The 17,903-nt window shown below is 67.7% G+C and carries 14 protein-coding genes; 5 read left to right on the forward strand and 9 right to left on the reverse strand.

The annotated features are described in order from the left end of the window. Positions 1–65: 65 nt before the first annotated feature. Both waaA and IFT63_RS00855 read left to right on the forward strand, forming a co-directional pair. Positions 66–1,385, forward strand: coding sequence for a lipid IV(A) 3-deoxy-D-manno-octulosonic acid transferase (gene waaA, locus IFT63_RS00850; protein ID WP_042614691.1), 1,320 nt, complete (start codon positions 66–68; stop codon positions 1,383–1,385). 129 nt (positions 1,386–1,514) lie between these two features. Further along, complete coding sequence (locus IFT63_RS00855; RefSeq protein WP_152620684.1) at positions 1,515–2,480, forward strand: hypothetical protein; 966 nt, start codon at positions 1,515–1,517, stop codon at positions 2,478–2,480. Positions 2,481–2,543: 63 nt separating this feature from the next. Here IFT63_RS00855 and mgtE read toward each other — a convergent pair whose 3' ends face one another. Both mgtE and IFT63_RS00865 read right to left on the reverse strand, forming a co-directional pair. Next, entirely contained in the window at positions 2,544–3,929 is a 1,386-nt protein-coding gene (mgtE, locus tag IFT63_RS00860; RefSeq protein WP_042614693.1) for a magnesium transporter, read from the reverse strand. A 64-nt stretch (positions 3,930–3,993) separates the two neighbouring features. Further along, the gene (locus IFT63_RS00865) at positions 3,994–4,662 is read right to left on the reverse strand and encodes a hypothetical protein (RefSeq protein ID WP_042614694.1); all 669 of its coding nucleotides are present in this window, start codon (positions 4,660–4,662) and stop codon (positions 3,994–3,996) included. 513 nt (positions 4,663–5,175) lie between these two features. Here IFT63_RS00865 and IFT63_RS00870 point away from each other — a divergent pair. Further along, positions 5,176–6,138, forward strand: a complete 963-nt coding sequence (locus IFT63_RS00870) for a hypothetical protein (RefSeq protein ID WP_042614695.1) — start codon at positions 5,176–5,178, stop codon at positions 6,136–6,138. Positions 6,139–6,274: 136 nt separating this feature from the next. On the opposite strand, the gene IFT63_RS00875 is transcribed toward IFT63_RS00870, so the two are convergent. The 3 genes from IFT63_RS00875 to IFT63_RS00885 form a co-directional block, all read right to left on the reverse strand. Then, the gene (locus IFT63_RS00875; RefSeq protein ID WP_042614696.1) at positions 6,275–7,633 is read right to left on the reverse strand and encodes a TolC family outer membrane protein; all 1,359 of its coding nucleotides are present in this window, start codon (positions 7,631–7,633) and stop codon (positions 6,275–6,277) included. Positions 7,634–7,649: 16 nt separating this feature from the next. Continuing rightward, positions 7,650–8,297: a protein-L-isoaspartate O-methyltransferase gene (locus IFT63_RS00880; RefSeq protein ID WP_042614697.1), complete on the reverse strand. Its 648-nt coding sequence runs from the start codon at positions 8,295–8,297 to the stop codon at positions 7,650–7,652. A gap of 139 nt (positions 8,298–8,436) precedes the next feature. After that, the gene (locus IFT63_RS00885; RefSeq protein ID WP_042614698.1) at positions 8,437–9,126 is read right to left on the reverse strand and encodes a TetR/AcrR family transcriptional regulator; all 690 of its coding nucleotides are present in this window, start codon (positions 9,124–9,126) and stop codon (positions 8,437–8,439) included. Between the two features lie 121 nt (positions 9,127–9,247). On the opposite strand from IFT63_RS00885, the gene IFT63_RS00890 reads away from it, so the two are divergent. Then, entirely contained in the window at positions 9,248–10,387 is a 1,140-nt protein-coding gene (locus tag IFT63_RS00890; RefSeq protein ID WP_192082933.1) for an efflux RND transporter periplasmic adaptor subunit, read from the forward strand. 4 nt (positions 10,388–10,391) lie between these two features. Next, positions 10,392–13,556 (forward strand): efflux RND transporter permease subunit, encoded by a 3,165-nt coding sequence (locus IFT63_RS00895; protein ID WP_042614700.1) that lies wholly within the window; start codon positions 10,392–10,394, stop codon positions 13,554–13,556. A gap of 455 nt (positions 13,557–14,011) precedes the next feature. Here IFT63_RS00895 and leuB read toward each other — a convergent pair whose 3' ends face one another. The 4 genes from leuB to IFT63_RS00915 all read right to left on the reverse strand — a co-directional run bounded on the left by leuB (position 14,012) and on the right by IFT63_RS00915 (position 17,898). Beyond that, positions 14,012–15,076, reverse strand: coding sequence for a 3-isopropylmalate dehydrogenase (gene leuB / locus IFT63_RS00900; RefSeq protein WP_192082934.1), 1,065 nt, complete (start codon positions 15,074–15,076; stop codon positions 14,012–14,014). Next, positions 15,066–15,644 (reverse strand): 3-isopropylmalate dehydratase small subunit, encoded by a 579-nt coding sequence (gene leuD / locus IFT63_RS00905; RefSeq protein WP_042614000.1) that lies wholly within the window; start codon positions 15,642–15,644, stop codon positions 15,066–15,068. Before leuD ends, leuB begins: the two co-directional genes overlap by 11 nt. Continuing rightward, positions 15,644–17,062 carry a 3-isopropylmalate dehydratase large subunit gene (leuC, locus tag IFT63_RS00910; protein ID WP_042613999.1) on the reverse strand — a complete coding sequence of 473 codons (1,419 nt, stop codon included), beginning with the start codon at positions 17,060–17,062 and terminating at the stop codon, positions 15,644–15,646. Before leuC ends, leuD begins: the two co-directional genes overlap by 1 nt. 62 nt (positions 17,063–17,124) lie before the next feature. Beyond that, positions 17,125–17,898: a class I SAM-dependent methyltransferase gene (locus IFT63_RS00915; protein WP_042613998.1), complete on the reverse strand. Its 774-nt coding sequence runs from the start codon at positions 17,896–17,898 to the stop codon at positions 17,125–17,127. Positions 17,899–17,903: the final 5 nt, after the last annotated feature.

The raw sequence follows: 17,903 nt of genomic DNA on the forward strand, positions 1-17,903 counted from the left end.
CATTCTACCAAGGCGCCATGGGCGGGCCGCGTGTCTTTCACCGGGCCCTCCCGTATCCTTCCCGCATGCGCAAAGACCCCGTCGAATGGATCCTGCGCGGCCTGTATTCGGCCGTGCTCTACCTGCTGCTGCCCATCACGGTGTACCACCTGGTCTGGCGCGGCTTCCGGGTGCGGGAGTACTTCCAGCGCTGGGACGAGCGCTACGCTTCCTACCCCGATTCGAGCTGCCAGCCGCGTGTCTGGCTGCATGCGGTATCGGTCGGCGAGGTCAACGCCGCTGCCCCGCTGGTCAATGCATTGCGCGCGCTGCGACCGGACATCCGCTGGGTGGTCACCACCATCACCCCGACCGGCTCGGAGCGCGTGCGCGCGATCTGGGGCGATGCCGTGGACCACGTCTATCTACCGTACGACGTGCCCGGCAGCGTCGGGCGTTTCCTCAACCATTTCCAGCCCAGCCTGGCCTTGATCCTGGAGACCGAGCTGTGGCCGAACATGCTGTTCGGTTGCCGAAGCCGTGCGATCCCGGTGTATATCCTCAATGCCCGGCTGTCGGCGCGCTCGCTGCGCGGCTACCGCTTGCTGGCCGCGCTGATCCGGCGTGCACTGCGCACCGTCACCTGCGTGGCAGCGCAGTCCGATGACGATGCCGCCCGCTTCATCCAGCTGGGTGCGGATCCGGCGCAGGTGCAGGCACTGGGCAACCTGAAGTTCGACATCGCCGCGCCCAACGTGCAGGCCTTCGTCGAGCAGTTCCATCGCAGCGTGCCGGCGAAGCGACCGGTGTGGATCGCCGCCAGCACGCACGAGGGCGAAGAGCAGGCGATCATCGATCTGCACCGGCGCCTGCGCGTGCAGCATCCGCAGCTGTTGCTGCTGTGGGCACCGCGCCATCCGGAACGCTTCGCCCGGGTCGATGCGCTCGCCCGCGAGCAGGGCTGGCAGGTGGCTACGCGTCGTGCGCAGCAATGGCCACAGGCCGACAGCGATGTGTTCGTGATCGATACCCTGGGTGAGCTGATGTCGTTCTACGCGTGTGCCCAGGTTGCCTTCGTGGGGGGCAGCCTGCAGGCCATAGGCGGGCACAACCTGCTGGAACCTGCGGCGATGGGAACCGCGGCCGTCACCGGTCCGCACCTGCATAATTTCGCCGAAATCTCGCGGCGCATGCTCGAGGCCGATGCGCTGCTGATAGGACAGGACGTGCGATCGGTGGGCGAGCACCTGCAGCACCTGCTGTCCGACGCGCAGGCCCGCGAAGACATGGCGCGCGCAGGCTGCGCGCTGGTCAGCAATGGCAGAGGTGCCCTGAAGCGCACGATCGCCCTGGTGGAACCGCAGTTGCCGCCGCCGCTCTCCAGCGCTGCGTCCGCCGGCTGCTGACGCGATACCGGTCGTCGCGGCGACGCATCGGCCGCGCCAGCTTCATTTCAGAATTGCCCGATAGGGCGCCCCGCAGCGGCGTCCTAGCGTCCACGAACAGGCATCCGCCTGCTTTTCGTGGAGAACGCCATGGTGCTTCGTCTTTGCCTGCCACGCCACCGAAGTGGGGTGCGCCTGGCCATCGCCCTGCTCTGGTCAATGGCTGCCTGCGCGCATGCGGCCGGCGTGCAGGATGCCCCGCATTTCATCGGTCCGCTGGCGACGCCGGCGCCCCCGCTGCCGAAGGGTGCTTTCAACATCGAACCCTACGTCATCTCCAGCCGGTCGGCGGCCCGTTTCGATGGCGAGGGCCATCGCCGGCGCAGCCCGGGGCCGATGCAGTGGAGCACCTCCATCCCGATGCAGTACGGGGTGACAGACCGGCTCAGTGTCGGCGGCACGTTGCGCGGGCAGTACAACAGGCTGGCCGGCGGCAGCCGCGCGCTTGCCACCGGCGATACCACCGTGTCGGCATCGTTCGGGCTGATCGATGCCGGCGGGCCGCACCGGGCGCGCGTAGCACTGACCGCGCGGCAGCGGCTTCCCACCGGCCGCCATGACCGACTGGAACGGCGCGAGGTGCCCGGCAGTGGGACCGGCGCGACCTCCACCACGCTGGTGCTGCATGGCCAGGCCTACCTGCTCGAGGGACGGCTGCGCGCGCGTGCCAGCGTCGACTGGACCCTGCCGGGGGCACGCGCACGCCTGCACGGGCGCAGCGTGTACGGCACCGACACCGGGTTCAGCGGGCGCATCCGCCTGGGTCACGGATCGGGGGCTACGGCGTCGGCGGAGTACAGCGTGGCCCCACGTTGGACACTGGTGGGCGAGGTGCTTTACGAACAGGACGGCGGCTCGACGCTGCGCGGCGACCAAGGGCAGGGCAGCGCCGGACGCCGCCGACGACCATCGATGTGGCGGCTGTCCGTGCTGCCCGCCGTGCAGTACCACCTCAGTGACCGGGTCGGGTTGATCGGTGGGCTCCAGGTGGGCGTGATGGGGCGCAACGCGACTGCGCTGTTTGCGCCACAGATTGCGATCAACATGGGTTTCTGAAACGTCGGGTGGAGTGCAGCGCATCGTGGAGATGCGCCGCACCCCACCCTCAGCGTGCTTGCCTCAGGCGCCCGCGCCGACCAACTGGTCTCCCAGCAGGGTCCAGGCAAAGCCGAAGTAGACGAACACACCGACCAGGTCCATCACCGAGGTGATCAGGGGTGATGACAGGGTGGCCGGATCAGTGCCCATGCGACGCGCAAGGAACGGCAGCAGCGCACCGATGACCCCGCCCAGTGCAGTGCACACCAGCATGCTCAGGCCGACCACGAGCAGCACGTCGATTCCCACGCCTTTGCTGAAGTACGCCAGCACCGCTTCCAGCAGCGCGATGGTGATGCCCAGCATCGCCGCCACCGGCAGCTCGCGCTTGATGACGAACAGGACATGCCGCCAGTTGAGTCCCAGTTCGCCCAGCGCCATGCTGCGGATGACCAGCGTGGCCGACTGGCTGCCGGTGTTGCCCCCCATGTCCACGATCGGTGCGATGAACGCGGCCAACACGATCGCCTGGCTGAGCAGCTCTTCCTGCGCGGCGACGAAGGTACTGGTGATGATGCCGAAGAAGGTGAGCACCGCCAGCCAGAACACGCGGACACTGAACATCCGCCGCAACGGACTGGCCATCATGTCCAGGTCCGTGCCGCCTGCCACCGAGGTGCCGCCGAAGCGTGCCAGCTGGTTGGCATCCTGCTGCTTGTCGATGTCCATTGCATCGTCGACAGTGACGATGCCGATCATGGCCTGGTTGGCATCCAGCACCGGCACAGCCAGCAGGTCATACCGGCGGATCAGCTCGGCGGCCTGGACACGCGGCCACGCGGCCTGTACGAAGACCGGGTCCGGCCGCACCAGGCTGGCCACCGTCGTATCGCCCGCGGCCACCACCAGGTCGCGCAACGAGACGGTTCCCTGCAGTCGACGCTGGTCGTCGAGGACGTAAAGGGAGTAGATCGTCTCGCTGCTGGGAGCAAGGGTACGGATATGCGCAAGCGCCTGTGCGACGGTCTGGGCGCTGTTGACTGCGACGAAATCGGAGGTGGTAACCGAGCCGATCGACTGCTCGGGGTAGGCGGAAAGCGTGAGGATGTCTTCGCGTTCCACGCCATCCAGCCCGGCCAGCAGGTCCGGTTGCGACAACGCGTCGAGGCGATTGAACAGATCCGCCCGATCATCGGCAGGCATCCGCTCGACCAGGTCGAAGACGGTCTGCCGGGGCAGCAGTGCGATCAGTTCATCCTGCTGGGAGAAGGCCAGATGGGCGAACAGGTCGGCCCGCTGCTGTGGATCGAGCAGCACCAACAGCGCTGACAGTGACTGTGCGGAAGTGCACAGCAGGGCTTCGGCGAGGTCGGAGGGATGCGATGCGCGGACCAGCGCCGCGAAGCCTTCGCGGTCGGGTGCATGGGCAAAACGGCGTACGGCGAACATCAACTCTTCACGGTTCATCGTGATGATTCCTTTTGTCTGGTGGAAGCGGGAATGCGGGGGGCGACGAGCATCGGGGAGACGCTCAGCGCGACAGCGGCAGGTTCAGGCCGACGGTGATCCACGACGTGCCGGTTCGGTCATGCACGCGGCCGGCGAGCAGATCCAGCGATGCCTCGCCGGGCAGGTGACGGCGGATGCCCAGATGGCTGCTGCGATGTCGGGCTGCGTCGCGCGCCTGTTCGGCCAGCAGCGACCACGTCGGGGCGATCCGGATATCGACCCCGGCACCCAGGGTGATGCCGCGTTCGTGGCGCGACCGGCTCCAGCCGGCGTTGAAGTGCGCGGTGGCCAGGGCCTGTCGGTCCAGTGCAACGCTCAGCGGAAGATTCAGTGACCAGCTGCGTGCGCCGCCCTGCCGGACATCGCCAGCGGTTTCGATGGATGCGGCCAACTGCAGGCGTTCGTCGTGCCAGTGGCGTACCGCGCGTTTGGCACCCAGTGCCCAGGGCAGGGCCCGCTCGCCACGCAGATGGCTCAGGCCCAGCGACAGTTCGGTGCCGGACAGCGTGCACGCCGGCACGGCGGTCAGTTCCCGATGGCCGGCATGCTGGCGCGTCCAGGTTTCAAGCTGGCACGTCCCTTCCGGCGTGGTGCCGGCATCGTCCACCAGCAGGCTCGCGGCGGCATGCAGCGGGCCGCTGGCAGAGAGGGTCGCCCACAGCGGGGCAAGGCGAAGGAAGGTGAAGCGCATGGTCGTTCTCCGGCAGACGGATACGCCAGCGGCTCCCACTTGGGCCGAAGGTAAACAGTGCGATGTTCGAAGTTCAGTCCGCCCATGGCGGGCGGCACCGGGCCCCGTCCTGGCGGACGCGACCTGCCTGGCAGTGTCGGGCCCGCTTAGTAAACGCAGGATCTACTGTGACTGTCCAAGCAGGGGGCCCCCGGGGCGATGAAGTGGACGCATGGTGTTGGCCTCCATCTGGTGCGTCAAGCAGGATCGAGGCCATGAGGGTGGTTTCGTGCGCGACAGCACGTTTCAACCGCTTTCAGCGCGTTGTTGTCGCTGCAGAACACGGCGAATGCGACGTTGCTGCCGCATCATCGTGCATGGCGCGCACTGCTTTCGATAGGCCGACTGTTTCTATTGAGGCCATTTGATAGCTTTCAAAATCTCATCTCCTCAACTTCCCGCATGTCCGTGTGGGGAGAGCGGCCATAGCGTTGTCAGGGCAGGCAGACGCCTGTGTCGAGGAGAGAAAACATCATGTCCGATCGCGTCAACCGCCGTTCCGCAGGGACCGTGGTCGTGATGCTGCTGGCATCCACGCTGGCCAGCCACGCCGCCGCCGCGGAGGGGCCGCGCTTTGCCGGCCCGCTGCTCAGCCCCGCACCGCCACTCCCGGTGGGCATGCTCAACATCGAGCCCTACCTGATCAACAGCCAGCTGCGCGGCCTGTATGACGAAAAAGGCAACCGTCGCGATGCCGGTGGACCGGACGGGTGGTACCTGGCCGTGCCTGTCCAGTACGGGTTGCATGAGCGCGTGACCATCGCGGCCAGCTTGAACGCGTCCTACAACCGGGACGACGCCAACCCGCGTGCCTTCGATATCGGCGACACCACACTGTCCGCGCTGTTCGGGCTGTACAAGGGGCAGGGCGTGCATCGGCCGACGCTGACCCTGGCCGTCCGCCAGAGCATCGCCACCGGGCACCACGACCGGCTGGAAGAGCGGCCGATCTCGGTCGCCAGCGGAACCGGCGTCGGCGCCACCAGCCTCGGCCTGCACGGCCAGGCCTACTTCCTTGACGGGCACCTGCGGATGCGCGCCAGTACGTTGTGGCGCACGCCAGGTGCCAACGCTGGCGTGCGCGGGCAAAGCGCGTTCGGCACGCCGGTAGGCTTCGATGGCAGGGTGCGGCTGGGAGCGGCAGTGACCAGCCTGCTGGCGGCCGAGTACAGCCTGTCGCCCACCTGGGTGCTGGCCGGCGAGCTGCTGCATGAGCGCGAAAGCGCCGGCAGCGTGCACGGCAGGGTGGCGAAGGAGACGGGGAGCGAGGATATGTACCGACGCGATCCGGCCAGTTGGCGGTTTTCGATCGTCCCGGCGATCCAGTACCACTGGAACGACCATGTCGCGCTCGTCGCAGGCGCGCAGGTGTCGCTGGCTGGCCGCAACAGCAGCGAGGTGTTCGTGCCGCAGGTGGCGGTGAACATGGCGTGGTGAGCGCGTCGACCGGTTGCCTGTGACGACCAACGGTCGTCACCCACCAGGCGGCCCAACCGATTGACGGCCAGCGGCCGTCACTACTCAAAAAGCCACCCGCATGCGGGTGGCTTTTCATGTTCACAGCGGCTTGGGATCAGTTGTTGACCGTGGTGCTCGGGTTGCCGGCGTCGACGGTCAGCAGGCGGTTGATTTCCTGCAGTTCGGCGATGTCCAGCGCGCCGACGGCCTGGCTCAGCAGCAGGCGGTTCTGCAGGAAGGTGTAACGCGCATTGGCGTAATCCAGCTGTGCCGAGAACAGGATCCGCTGGTTCTGGATCACGTCCAGCACGGTACGGGTACCCACTTCCAGGCCGACCTGCGATGCATCGTAGGCGCTCTGCGCGGAGACCACCGCCAGGCGGCGCGCTTCCACTTCACTGATGCCCGCCACCAGCGTCTGGTAGGCGTTGCGGGTGTTGCGGTCCAGTGCACGCTTCTGCTGCTCGTAGCCGTCCTGCGCGATGTCACGCTGGGCCAGCGCCTGGCGGACCGCGGACTGGGTGGCGCCGCCGGCGAAGATCGGCACGTTCAAGGTCAGGCCGACGCTGTTGGTGCGCGTATCCGGGCTCAGGCCGCCTGCACCGGTGCTGTCACCCCAGGTCGCGCCCTGGCCCACGCTGGCACCCAGGGCAAGCGTGGGCAGGTGGCCGGCACGTGCGGCCTGCACGCTGGCTTCGGAGGCACTGACCTGCAGTTCCTGCGCCTTCAGCGCTGGATTCTGCGAGACCGCACTCTGCACCAGCTGGTCGACGTTGCCGCGGTTGGCCGGCACTTCCGGACGGAAATCTTCCGGCAGGCCGCGCAGGTTGGTCACCGGCTGGCCGGTCAGTTCGGTCAGTGCCTGGTAGGCATCGGCCAGCGTGTTCTGCGAGACGATGGTATTGGCACGTGCCTGGTCGTACTGGGCGCGCGCTTCATGCACGTCGGTGATCGGCGCCAGGCCCACTTCCAGTCGCTTGTCGGCGAAGTCGAACTGCTTCTTGGCTGCTTCTTCGTTGGTCTTGGCCGCGTTCAGTGATTCGATCGCCACCAGCACGTTGAAGTAGGCCGCAGAGGTACGCACGATCAGGTCGTCGTTGGCCGAATCGAGGTTGAAATCAGCCGCACGGCTCAGTTCGCGCTGGGCGCGCAGGGTGCTGAACTGGCTCCAGTTGAACAGCGTCTGGCTGCCGTCGATGGTGTAGGTACGGCGGCGACTTTCGAAGGTACCGGTGTTGTTGCCGCGGTCTTCGGTGCGTGAGCGGTTCAACGAGGCGACGCCGTTGATCTGCGGCAGCAGGGCGGCGCGTGCCTGCACGGCGCCTTCCTTGTCGAACAGCCGGGTGGATTCGGCAGCGGACAGCTGCGGGTCGCCATTGCGGGCCATTTCATAGACCTGCAGCAGGTCGGCGGCATGGGCGGACAGCGGCAGCAGGACGGTGGCCAGCGCAATAGCGAGGGTTCGGCGGATCATTGCGGCTTCCTTGGACTCAGAGGTGGAACTGGGGGGCCGGCGCGGCACCGCGCAGGTAATCGATATCGGTTTCGAACAGCGACTCGGTGCTGCCATCGGCCTTGACCAGGATCGCTTCCATCGCCGGCGAACGGCCGTGGATGATGTACAGGCGACCACCCGGACGCAGCCATGAGGCGAACTGTGACGGCACGCGGTCGACGGCGCCAGTGACACAGATCACATCAAAACGGCGGTCAGTCTGCCAGGCCAGGGCATCGGCCACGTCCACGCGCACGTTGGTGCCCAGGCCGGTGCTGTCCAGGCGTGCACGCGCGATGGCGGCCAGCTCCGGATCGATTTCCAGGCTGAGCACTTCGCGCGACAGCGCACCGAGGCAGGCCGACAGGTAACCGCTGCCGGTGCCGATTTCCAGCACTTCGTCGCCCGGTTGCAGATCGAGCGCCTGCAGGGTGCGGCCTTCGACGACCGGCTTCATCATCTTCTGCCCGCCGCCGAGCGGCAGCTCGATATCCGCATAGGCCAGCGCACGATGGCTCTCTGCCACGAAGGCCTCGCGCGGCAGGCGCGCCAGGACGTCGAGCACCTTGATGTCCAGCACGTCCCAGGGACGGATCTGCTGTTCCACCATCAGTTCACGGGCGTGTGCGTAGTCAATCGTCATGAGGTTCCAATCCAGCGCAGTGGGCCGGCCATTTTACCGGTGCCGGAGGCCGTCGGCGCACCCGGAGCATGTATTCAGGGCGGCCGGGGTCGCAGTGCCGGAAGTCATCGCGACCTCCGGCTTGTTCAGGTTGTGGGTGTCAGCCACCGCGCGGACCCGCCTGGGCCGGGCGGGGGACATACGCGCGCAGGAAGAAATCCACGCAGGCCGCTACGTGCCGGCCGGCATCAGCGGCCGCCAGCGGCGGCTGCAGGCCGCACATCATATGCGTATGCAGCTCGCCCTTGACCAGGGTCATCAGCTGCAACGCCGCGGTGGGAAAGTCCTGTATATCCAGCTCGCCGCGTGCTGTGCGGGCGCGCAGGAACTCGGCCAGGGCCTCGGTGGTGCGCCGGGGGCCGGCCTGCCAGAACATCTCGCGCAGGCGGTCATCGGTTTCCGGGGCCATCATCACGCGCTGCACCGACACGGCCGCATCGGAGGTGACCAGCTCGAAAAAGGCCTCGCCGATGCCCAGCAGCTGGTCGCGCAGGGGCCCTTCGGCATCGGCGACGAACAGGGTGTCCGGCAGCATTTCCACGCACTTGGACTTGACCGCCTCGGTGAACAGCGATTCCTTGTCACCGAAATGGCTGTACACGGTGAGCTTGGAAACACCGGCCTGGGCGGCGATGGCATCCATGCTGACGCCGGTATACCCCTGTTCCACGAACAGCGCCTTGGCCGCTTCGAGGATGGCGGCACGCTTGCCAAGGTCCTTGGGGCGGCCCGGGCCTGCCGTCTTGCTGGCAGCTTTGGGCGCATTCTTGCGGGAGAAGGGACACATCATCGGCGTAATAGTAGACCAAGCGGTTCGATATTTATACTATACCGCCGGGTTCACTAAACCGCCCGGCGCCGCGCCTCCGCGCAGTTGCCACCACTCGAATGTGTAATCAGGACGAACACCGATGAAGAGCGTGCGCTGGATGGGAATTGCACTGGGAATAGCCGCGCTGGCCGCCTGTTCCGACAAGCCTGAAGCACCCGTCCCCGCCGTGCCGGTGCTGGTGGTGCACCCGCTGGTCGCGGCTGGTGACGGCGCCATGGTGTTTCCCGGCGAAGTACGCGCGCGCCAGGAAAGCGCGCTGTCCTTCCGGGTCGGCGGCAAGCTGCTGCGGCGTGACGTGGACGCCGGCCAGCGGGTGGTCAAGGGGCAGCTGCTGGCCGAGCTGGACCCGGCCGACTTCGCCCTGCAGGCACGTGCGTCGCAGGCGCAGCTGGCGGCCGCGCAGGCCGAACTGGTCCGCGCCCGTGACGACCACAAACGTTATGAAGCGCTGGCCGCGCAGCAGTTGATCAGCCGTTCGGCACTGGACCAGCAGGCTGCCGCGTTCAAGGCGGCGCAGGGCCAGGTGGACGCAGCGCGTGCCAATGCCAACGTGCTGGGCAACCAGGTCGGCTATGCGCAGCTGCGCGCGCCCGCCGACGGGGTGATTGCCAGCCGCGAGCCCGGTGCCGAAGCCGGGCAGGTGGTGGCGGCCGGGCAGACGTTGTTCACGCTGGCCGCCGACGGTGGCCGCGAGGTGCGGATCGATCTGCCCGAAGCGAGGCTGCGCGATTTCCCGGTCGGTACGGCGGTGCAGGTGGAGCCGTGGAGCCGCGGTGGGCCGATGTTGCCGGGGACGATCCGTGAGGTCGCTGCCGCCGCCGATCCGCAATCGCGGACCTTCGCCGCGCGGGTCAGCCTGGCCGCCGACGCGCTGGCCGATGTCAGCCTGGGCCAGAGCGCGCGCGTGCATGGGCTGGCCGGTGGCAAAGCGGGTACCGCCTTGCAGCTTCCGCTGGCGGCGCTGCAGCGTGGTGCCGACGACCGCGCCAGCGTGTGGGTGGTCGATCCTTCCACCGCGCGCCTGAAGGCCGTGCCGGTGACCACGGGCGCCTACGGCAGCGATACCGTGCCCGTGCTGAGCGGCATTACCGCAAGTGACTGGGTGGTTGCCGCCGGCGGCCACCTGCTGCGCGCAGGCCAGTCGGTGACCGCGGTGGACCGGCAGAACCGCCCGGTGCTGAAGCCGGCGGCTGCCGCCGCCACCAAGGCGGGGGAGTAAGCCGGTGCGTCGCTTCAATCTTTCCGAGTGGGCGTTGGCCAATCGTCCGCTGGTGTTGTTCGCCATGCTTGCCTTCGCCCTGATCGGCGCGTGGTCCTACAAGCACCTGGGGCAGTCCGAGGATCCTCCCTTCACCTTCAAGATCATGGTGGTGCGCACGCTGTGGCCGGGGGCCACGGCAGAACAGGTGTCGCGACAGGTCAGCGAGCCGATCGAGAAGGCACTGATGAACACCGGCGAGTTCGAGTTCATCCGCTCCTATTCGCGCCCGGGCGAATCGCAGGTCATCTTCGTGGCGCGCGACGACCTGCGTTCCAGGCAGATCCCCGACCTCTGGTACCAGGTGCGCAAGCGGGTCGGCGACATCCAGGCCACGCTGCCGCGCGAGATCGTCGGACCGTTCTTCAACGATGAGTTCGGCGATACCTTCGGCAACATCTACGCGCTGACCGGCAAAGGCTTCGACTACGCGCTGATGCGCGATTATGCCGATCGCATCCAGCTCGAGCTGCAGCGGGTGCCGGACGTGGGCAAGGTCGACCTGGTCGGCCTGCAGGATGAAAAAGTCTTCATCGAATTGTCCAACACCAAGCTGACCTCGCTGCGTATTTCCCGCCAGCAGGTGCAGCAGGCAGTGGCGGACCAGAACGCCGTGGCCAACACCAGTTTCTTCGAGACCGGCAGCGACCGCGTGCAGCTGCGCGTCAGTGGGCAGTTCAACAGCATCGATGACATCCGCGCCTTCCCGATCCGCGTCGGCGAGCGCACCGTGCACCTGGGCGACATCGCCGAAGTGCACCGCGGTTTCGCCGATCCCGCTTCGCCGAAGATGCGCTTCATGGGCGAGGATGCCATCGGCCTGGCGGTGGCGATGAAGGATGGCGGTGACATCCTGGCGCTGGGCACGCACCTGGATGCGGAGTTCGAACGGCTGCAGAAGACGCTGCCGGCCGGCATGCAGCTGCGCAAGGTGTCCGACCAGCCGCAGGCGGTGGAAGAGTCGGTGGGCGAGTTCGTGCAGGTGCTGACCGAAGCGGTGGTGATCGTGCTGCTGGTCAGCTTCTTCTCGCTGGGCCTGCGCACTGGGCTGGTGGTCGGGGTGACCATTCCGCTGGTGCTGGCGATGACCTTCTTCGTCATGCATTACTTCGGCATCGGCCTGCACAAGATCTCGCTCGGTGCGCTGGTGCTGGCGCTGGGCCTGCTGGTGGACGATGCGATCATCGCGGTGGAGATGATGGCCACCAAGATGGAGCAGGGCTACGACCGCCTGCGCGCGGCCAGCTTCGCGTGGGAATCCACCGCCTTTCCGATGCTGACCGGCACGCTGATCACCGCGGCCGGCTTCCTGCCGATCGCCACGGCGGCCTCCAGCACCGGGGAGTACACACGGTCGTTGTTCCAGGTGGTGACCATCGCACTGGTGGTGTCCTGGATCGCGGCGGTGCTGTTCATTCCGTATCTCGGCGACAAGATGCTGCCGGACCTGTACAACCGCCAGCCGCCGAAACCCGGCAGCCTGATGGGCCGCTGGCATGCACGCCGTCAAGCGTGGGCCGACCGCTTCCCCGCGATGGCCAACCTGCTTGCGCCGCCCGCGCATGGGCACGACCACGACCCGTACCAGCGTCCGTTCTACGTGCGCTTCCGCCGCTTCCTGGAAGGGTGCCTGCGCCACCGCTGGTGGGTGATCGCCGCGACTGTCCTGTTGTTCATCGGCTCGCTGCTGTTGTTCCGCTTCGTGCCGCAGCAGTTCTTCCCGGACTCCACGCGGCCGGAGCTGATGGTGGACATCGAACTGGCCGAGGGCGCATCGTTGAACGCGACCCGTGGCCAGGTGGCCAAGCTGGAGAAGCTGCTGGACGGCCGCGAAGGCATCCGCAACTACGTGGCCTACGTGGGCACCGGGTCACCGCGCTTCTACCTGCCGCTGGACCAGCAGCTGCCGGCGACCAACTTCGCCCAGTTCGTGGTGCTGGCCAACGACACCCATGCCCGTGAAAGCGTGCGCGACTGGTTGCAGCGCGAGGTGCTGCCTACCTTCCCGGACGTGCAGATGCGCGTGACCCGGCTGGAGAACGGACCACCGGTGGGCTATCCGGTGCAGTTCCGCATCTCCGGCGAGCACATCGCGCAGGTGCAGGCACTGGCCCGGCAGGTGGAAGAGAAGGTGCGCGCCAACCCGCACACGATCAACGTCAACCTGGACTGGAGCGAACCGAGCAAGGTGGTTCGGCTGGTGATCGACCAGGACCGTGCGCGCGCGCTCGGCGTCAGCAGTGCACAGGTCAGCCAGTTCCTGGCCAGTTCGCTGGCCGGCGAAGCGGTGAGCGTGTACCGCGAAGGCAACCGGCAGATCGAGATGCTGGTGCGGGGTGCGGGCGATGAGCGGCTGAGCCTGGAGCTGCTGGGCAGCCTGCAGATGCCCACGCCGTCCGGTGGCAGCATCAGCATGTCCCAGGTCGCCACGCTGGAGCATGGTTTTGAAGATGGCATCATCTGGCACCGCGACCGGCTGCCGACGGTGACCGTGCGTGCCGATATCGGCGATGGCATGCAGCCACTGGACGTGGTGCAGCAACTGCTGCCGACCCTGGATGGAATCCGCGCGCAGCTGCCCAGTGGGTACCTGCTGGAAACCGGCGGCACGGTGGAGGATTCCGCCCGCGGGCAGGATTCGATCAAGGCCGGCATGCCGCTGTTCCTGGTGGTGGTGGCGACCCTGCTGATGCTGCAGCTGCGCAGCTTCTCGCGCACCGCGATGGTGCTGGTCACCGCACCGCTGGGCATCATCGGCGCCACCCTGTTCCTGCTGCTGTTCCGCTCGCCGTTCGGCTTCGTCGCGCTGCTGGGCACGATCGCGCTGGCCGGCATGATCATGCGCAACTCGGTGATCCTGATCGACCAGATCCAGCAGGACATCGATGCCGGGCATGATCGCTGGGACGCGATCCTGGATGCCACCGTGCGGCGCTTCCGTCCGATCGTGCTGACCGCCCTGGCGGCGGTGTTGGCGATGATTCCGCTGTCGCGCAGCGCGTTCTACGGGTCGATGGCGATTTCGATCATGGGCGGGTTGATCGTGGGGACGGTGTTGACGCTGGTGTTCCTGCCGGCGTTGTATGCGGCGTGGTTCCGGGTGCGGAAAGAGGATGGTCGAACGGGCTGAGGCCCCTCGCGGGTGGCTGCTTGCAGCGCTGTGCGTGGGTGGCGCCGGGCGGTGGGGCTGTGCGGGGGACGGCAAGAGCCGCTCCTGCGGGCCTCGTTTCGCGCCATCCATGGCGCTCAACGCCCCCGCCCAGCCCCACCGCCCCGCGCCCTGACGGGTTCCGGGGCCGCCAGCCGCGTATGAAAAAAAGAAGAAAAGCGGTAGCGCCGAAGGCAGCGGCAGGAGCCGCTGCCAACGTCGCCTGCGACGGCCCGTAGGGTGCCGGTCAGGACGACCGGCATACCCATGGTCGGCGAGCGCAGCGGGCCGTTGGCGGGAACATTCCGCCGACCATGGGTCGGCGCTACCGACGGCCCCGGTGGCCTGTCTGGTGGAGGGAGCCCCTGAGTCAGGGGCGGCCGCGAAGCGGCGGGTGCTGGTGAGACGTGGACCCAGGGCGCAGCCCGGCAAATTTTTTACCCCTGCAGGTGCCCGAGCACCGCTGCGGTGGCCTCCGCGGTAGACACCGCACTACCGGCTGCAGCGAGGTCCGCAGTAAATACCCGCGCATCCAGCGCGGCGTGCACGGCCGCTTCAACCGCTGCCGCCTCGGCTTCCAGGCCCAGTGAATGGCGCAGCAGCATCGCCGCGCTGAAGATCGTCGCGTAGGGGTTGGCGATGCCCTTGCCGGCAATGTCCGGGGCCGAACCGTGGATCGGCTCGTAGATGCCGACCGCACCCGGTTCGCCCAGCGAGGCCGAGGGCAGCAGGCCGAGTGATCCGGCCAGCATCGAGGCTTCGTCGGTCAGGATGTCGCCGAACATGTTTTCGGTCACGATCACGTCGTACTCGCGCGGCTTGGCCAGCAGGTGCATGGCCATCGAATCCACCAGCTGGTGCTCCAGCGCCACGTCGGCGAACTCCTCGCGGCCGAGCCGGGTGGCAACGTCGCGCCACAGCCGCGAGGTTTCCAGCACGTTGGCCTTGTCCACCGAGGTGACCTTGCCACGGCGCTGGCGGGCCAGCTGGAAGGCGCTGCGCAGGACCCGCTCGATCTCCTCCACGCTGTAGCTGCACAGGTCGCTGGCCGCATCGGCGGTGCGGGTTTTTTCACCGAAGTAGATGCCACCGGTCAGTTCGCGCACCACCACGAAGTCGACGCCGCGCAGCAGTTCGGCCTTGATCGGCGAGGCGCCCAGTGCCGCCTCATGGGTGCGCACCGGGCGCAGGTTGGCGTACAGGCCGAGCGCGCGCCGGATCGCCAGCAGACCCTGTTCCGGACGTACCTTCGCATTCGGGTCGGACCACTTCGGGCCGCCCACCGCGCCCAGCAGGATCGCGTCCGCTGCACGGCAGGCGTCCAGCGTGCTGGCCGGCAGCGGCTCGCCATGTCGGTCGATGGCGATGCCGCCGATATCATGTTCGTTGAAGTTGAAGCTGTGGTTGAAACGGGTGGCGACGGCTTCCAGTACGGCCACGGCGGCGGCGGCCACTTCCGGGCCGATGCCATCACCGGGCAGGACGACGATCTCAGCGTGCATGTTCAGTCTCGTAACGTTCGATGTCGGGGACGCGGCCCAGCAGGTAGCCCAGCTGGTCGACACCTTCCAGCAGGCAGGTCTGCGAGAAGCCATCCAGCGGGAAAGCGTAGACGCGGCCATCGGGGGTGCGCAGTTCGCGTGCGGCGATGTCGAGGGTCAGCACGTCGTCCGGGCGCTGCATCAGCGCCTGCACGTCGGCCTCGTCGAGCACCACCGGCAGCAGGCCGTTCTTCAGCGCATTGCCGCGGAAGATATCGGCGATCTCGCTGCTGACGATGGCGCGCAGGCCCAGGTCGGTCAGGGCCCACGGTGCATGTTCGCGCGAGGAACCGCAGCCGAAGTTGCGCCCCGCCAGCAGGATGCTGCGGCCGGCATTCTGCGGCTGGTTGAAGGCGAACTCCGCGTTCGGCGTGCCATCGGCGGTCCATCGCCAGTCGTTGAACGCGTTGCGGCCCAGGCCGGCACGTTCGGTGGTGGACAGGAAGCGCGCCGGGATGATCTGGTCGGTGTCGATGTTGGTCTGGCGCAGCACCACGCTGGCCGACTCCAGGGTACGGAAGCCGCTCATCAGGCCACCTCCTGGTTGAACAGGTCGCGGGTATCGGAGACGCGGCCATTGACGGCGGCCCACGCGGCAGTCATCGGCGAGGCCAGCAAGGTGCGCGATCCGGGGCCCTGGCGGCCCTCGAAGTTGCGGTTGCTGGTGCTCACCGCCAGTTGGCCCGGCGCCACCAGGTCACCGTTCATGGCGATGCACATCGAGCAGCCCGGCTCGCGCCACTCGGCACCGGCGGCGCGCACGATGGCATCGATGCCTTCGGCTTCGGCCTGGCGCTTGACGATTTCCGAGCCCGGTACCACCAGCATGCGCACGCGATCGGCGACCTGCCGGCCACGCAGCACCTGGGCGACCTCACGCATGTCGCTCAGCCGTCCATTGGTGCAGGACCCCACGAACACCACGTCCACCGGGGTCCCCTGCAGGGTGTCGCCGGCATGCAGCTGCATGTAGTCCAGGCCCTTCTGCGCAGCGGCATCGTTGGCGGCCGGGATCGGCGCGTCGACCGCGATCGCGGTACCCGGATGGGTGCCCCAGGTCAGGGTCGGACGGATGTCGGCCGCGTTGATCGAAACCTCAGCATCGAAGCGGGCACCGTCATCGCTGCGCAGCTGCGACCAGCGCGCCACCGCCGCATCGAAGTCGGCACCCTTCGGGCCGCGCGGGGTGGCGGCCACCCAGTCGAAGGTGACCTGGTCCGGGGCCACCATGCCGGCGCGTGCGCCCGCCTCGATGGACATGTTGCACAGGGTCATGCGCTGCTCCATGTCCATCGCCGCGATGGTGCTGCCGCGGAACTCCAGCACATGGCCGGTGCCGCCGTTGACTCCGATCACGCCGATGATGTGCAGCACCACGTCCTTGGCGCCGACGCCGGCCGGCAGCGCGCCGTCCACGGTGATCGCCATGGTCTTCGCCTTGCGCTGCAGCAGGCACTGGGTGGCCAGCACGTGGCCGACTTCACTGGTGCCGATGCCGAACGCCAGCGAACCGAACGCACCATGGGTGGAGGTGTGGCTGTCGCCGCAGACGATGGTCATGCCGGGCAGGGTGAAGCCCTGTTCCGGCGCGATGACATGCACGATGCCACGGTCGGCCGAGGCCATGTCGAACAGTTCCACGCCGTATTCGGCGCAGTTGCTGGCCAGCATCGCCACCTGGGCTTCGGAGGCCGCGCTGGCATAGGGCAGGGAACCATCGGCGCGCGCGGGCAGCGTCGGCGTGGAATGGTCCATGGTGCCCTTGGTGCGGTCCGGCCGGCGCGGCGACAGGCCGCGTTCGCGCAGCTCGGTGAAGGCCTGTGGCGAAGTCACTTCGTGGATCAGGTGCAGGTCGATGTACAGCACGGCGGGGGCGCTGTCGGATTCGGGGACGACCACGTGGGCGTCCCACAGTTTGTCGTACAGGGTGCTGGGTGCGGGGGTCATGCGATGGCCTGGCAGGAAGGTGCGATGAAGAACATCAGGGGTAATCAGGAGGAGGTCAACACTCAGCGGCGACGTGCGAGTACGCGCAGCCGCACATAGTCGGCGAGCGGCAGGCCCGACGCATCACGTGGCAGGTCGCCCAGCAGGGCTTCGGCGGCATCGCGTATGCGACGGGCAGCAGCGCTATCCAGGTCGGCCAGCAACGGCGCGGCGAACACCCGCAACCAACCCGCGATGCCGGTGGGCAGCGGCGTGGGGCGCTCCACGCGCTCGGCGAACTGCACGTGGAAGCCATGCTGGCGCAGGCGGTCGCTGTACGCTTCCACGGTGGGGAAGTACCAGCTGAACGCGCTTTCTCCGTGGCCGTGCGCCACCCGGGCAGCCTGCACGGCACCGACGATGGCGGCGACGTTGCCATCGCCACCGAACTCGGCGACCAGCCGCCCGCCGGGTTTCAATGCACGCCGCACACCGGCCAGTACGCGGTCCGGCTCGCGCATCCAGTGCAGCGCAGCGTTGCTGAACACCGCATCGAACTCGCCATCGAAGGACAGCGCATGGCCGTCCATGACCTGCGCATCGACCCCGCGGGCGCGCGCGGCGATCACCAGCTCGGGCGAGGCGTCCACGCCGATCACCTGGGCGCCGGTCAGTGCGAGTTCGGTGCTCAGCACGCCGTCGCCACAGCCGAGGTCGAGGATCCGTTCACCCCGCCGCGCATCAAGCAGGCGCGCGATCGCGCTGCCCAGCACCGGCACGAAGCCGGCGTCGATGGCGTAATCCTGGGCATTCCAGGCCTGGCCGGCGTCAATGCTGACGGAGGTGAACGCGCTCATGCTGG

Origin of the sequence: Stenotrophomonas sp. CFBP 13724, from assembly GCF_014841975.1 — a bacterium.
Lineage (GTDB): Bacteria > Pseudomonadota > Gammaproteobacteria > Xanthomonadales > Xanthomonadaceae > Stenotrophomonas > Stenotrophomonas lacuserhaii.

Excerpts from the sequence above, each read along its gene's own strand:
- leuD (WP_042614000.1), bottom strand. The coding sequence starts at position 15,644 with ATGAGCGGCTTCCGTACCCTGGAGTCGGCCAGCGTGGTGCTGCGCCAG.
- leuB (WP_192082934.1), bottom strand. The coding sequence starts at position 15,076 with ATGCACGCTGAGATCGTCGTCCTGCCCGGTGATGGCATCGGCCCGGAA.
- IFT63_RS00885 (WP_042614698.1), bottom strand. The coding sequence starts at position 9,126 with ATGATGTGTCCCTTCTCCCGCAAGAATGCGCCCAAAGCTGCCAGCAAG.
- mgtE (WP_042614693.1), bottom strand. The coding sequence starts at position 3,929 with ATGAACCGTGAAGAGTTGATGTTCGCCGTACGCCGTTTTGCCCATGCA.
- IFT63_RS00915 (WP_042613998.1), bottom strand. The coding sequence starts at position 17,898 with ATGAGCGCGTTCACCTCCGTCAGCATTGACGCCGGCCAGGCCTGGAAT.
- IFT63_RS00865 (WP_042614694.1), bottom strand. The coding sequence starts at position 4,662 with ATGCGCTTCACCTTCCTTCGCCTTGCCCCGCTGTGGGCGACCCTCTCT.
- IFT63_RS00890 (WP_192082933.1), top strand. The coding sequence starts at position 9,248 with ATGAAGAGCGTGCGCTGGATGGGAATTGCACTGGGAATAGCCGCGCTG.
- IFT63_RS00855 (WP_152620684.1), top strand. The coding sequence starts at position 1,515 with ATGGTGCTTCGTCTTTGCCTGCCACGCCACCGAAGTGGGGTGCGCCTG.
- IFT63_RS00875 (WP_042614696.1), bottom strand. The coding sequence starts at position 7,633 with ATGATCCGCCGAACCCTCGCTATTGCGCTGGCCACCGTCCTGCTGCCG.
- leuC (WP_042613999.1), bottom strand. The coding sequence starts at position 17,062 with ATGACCCCCGCACCCAGCACCCTGTACGACAAACTGTGGGACGCCCAC.
- waaA (WP_042614691.1), top strand. The coding sequence starts at position 66 with ATGCGCAAAGACCCCGTCGAATGGATCCTGCGCGGCCTGTATTCGGCC.
- IFT63_RS00880 (WP_042614697.1), bottom strand. The coding sequence starts at position 8,297 with ATGACGATTGACTACGCACACGCCCGTGAACTGATGGTGGAACAGCAG.
- IFT63_RS00870 (WP_042614695.1), top strand. The coding sequence starts at position 5,176 with ATGTCCGATCGCGTCAACCGCCGTTCCGCAGGGACCGTGGTCGTGATG.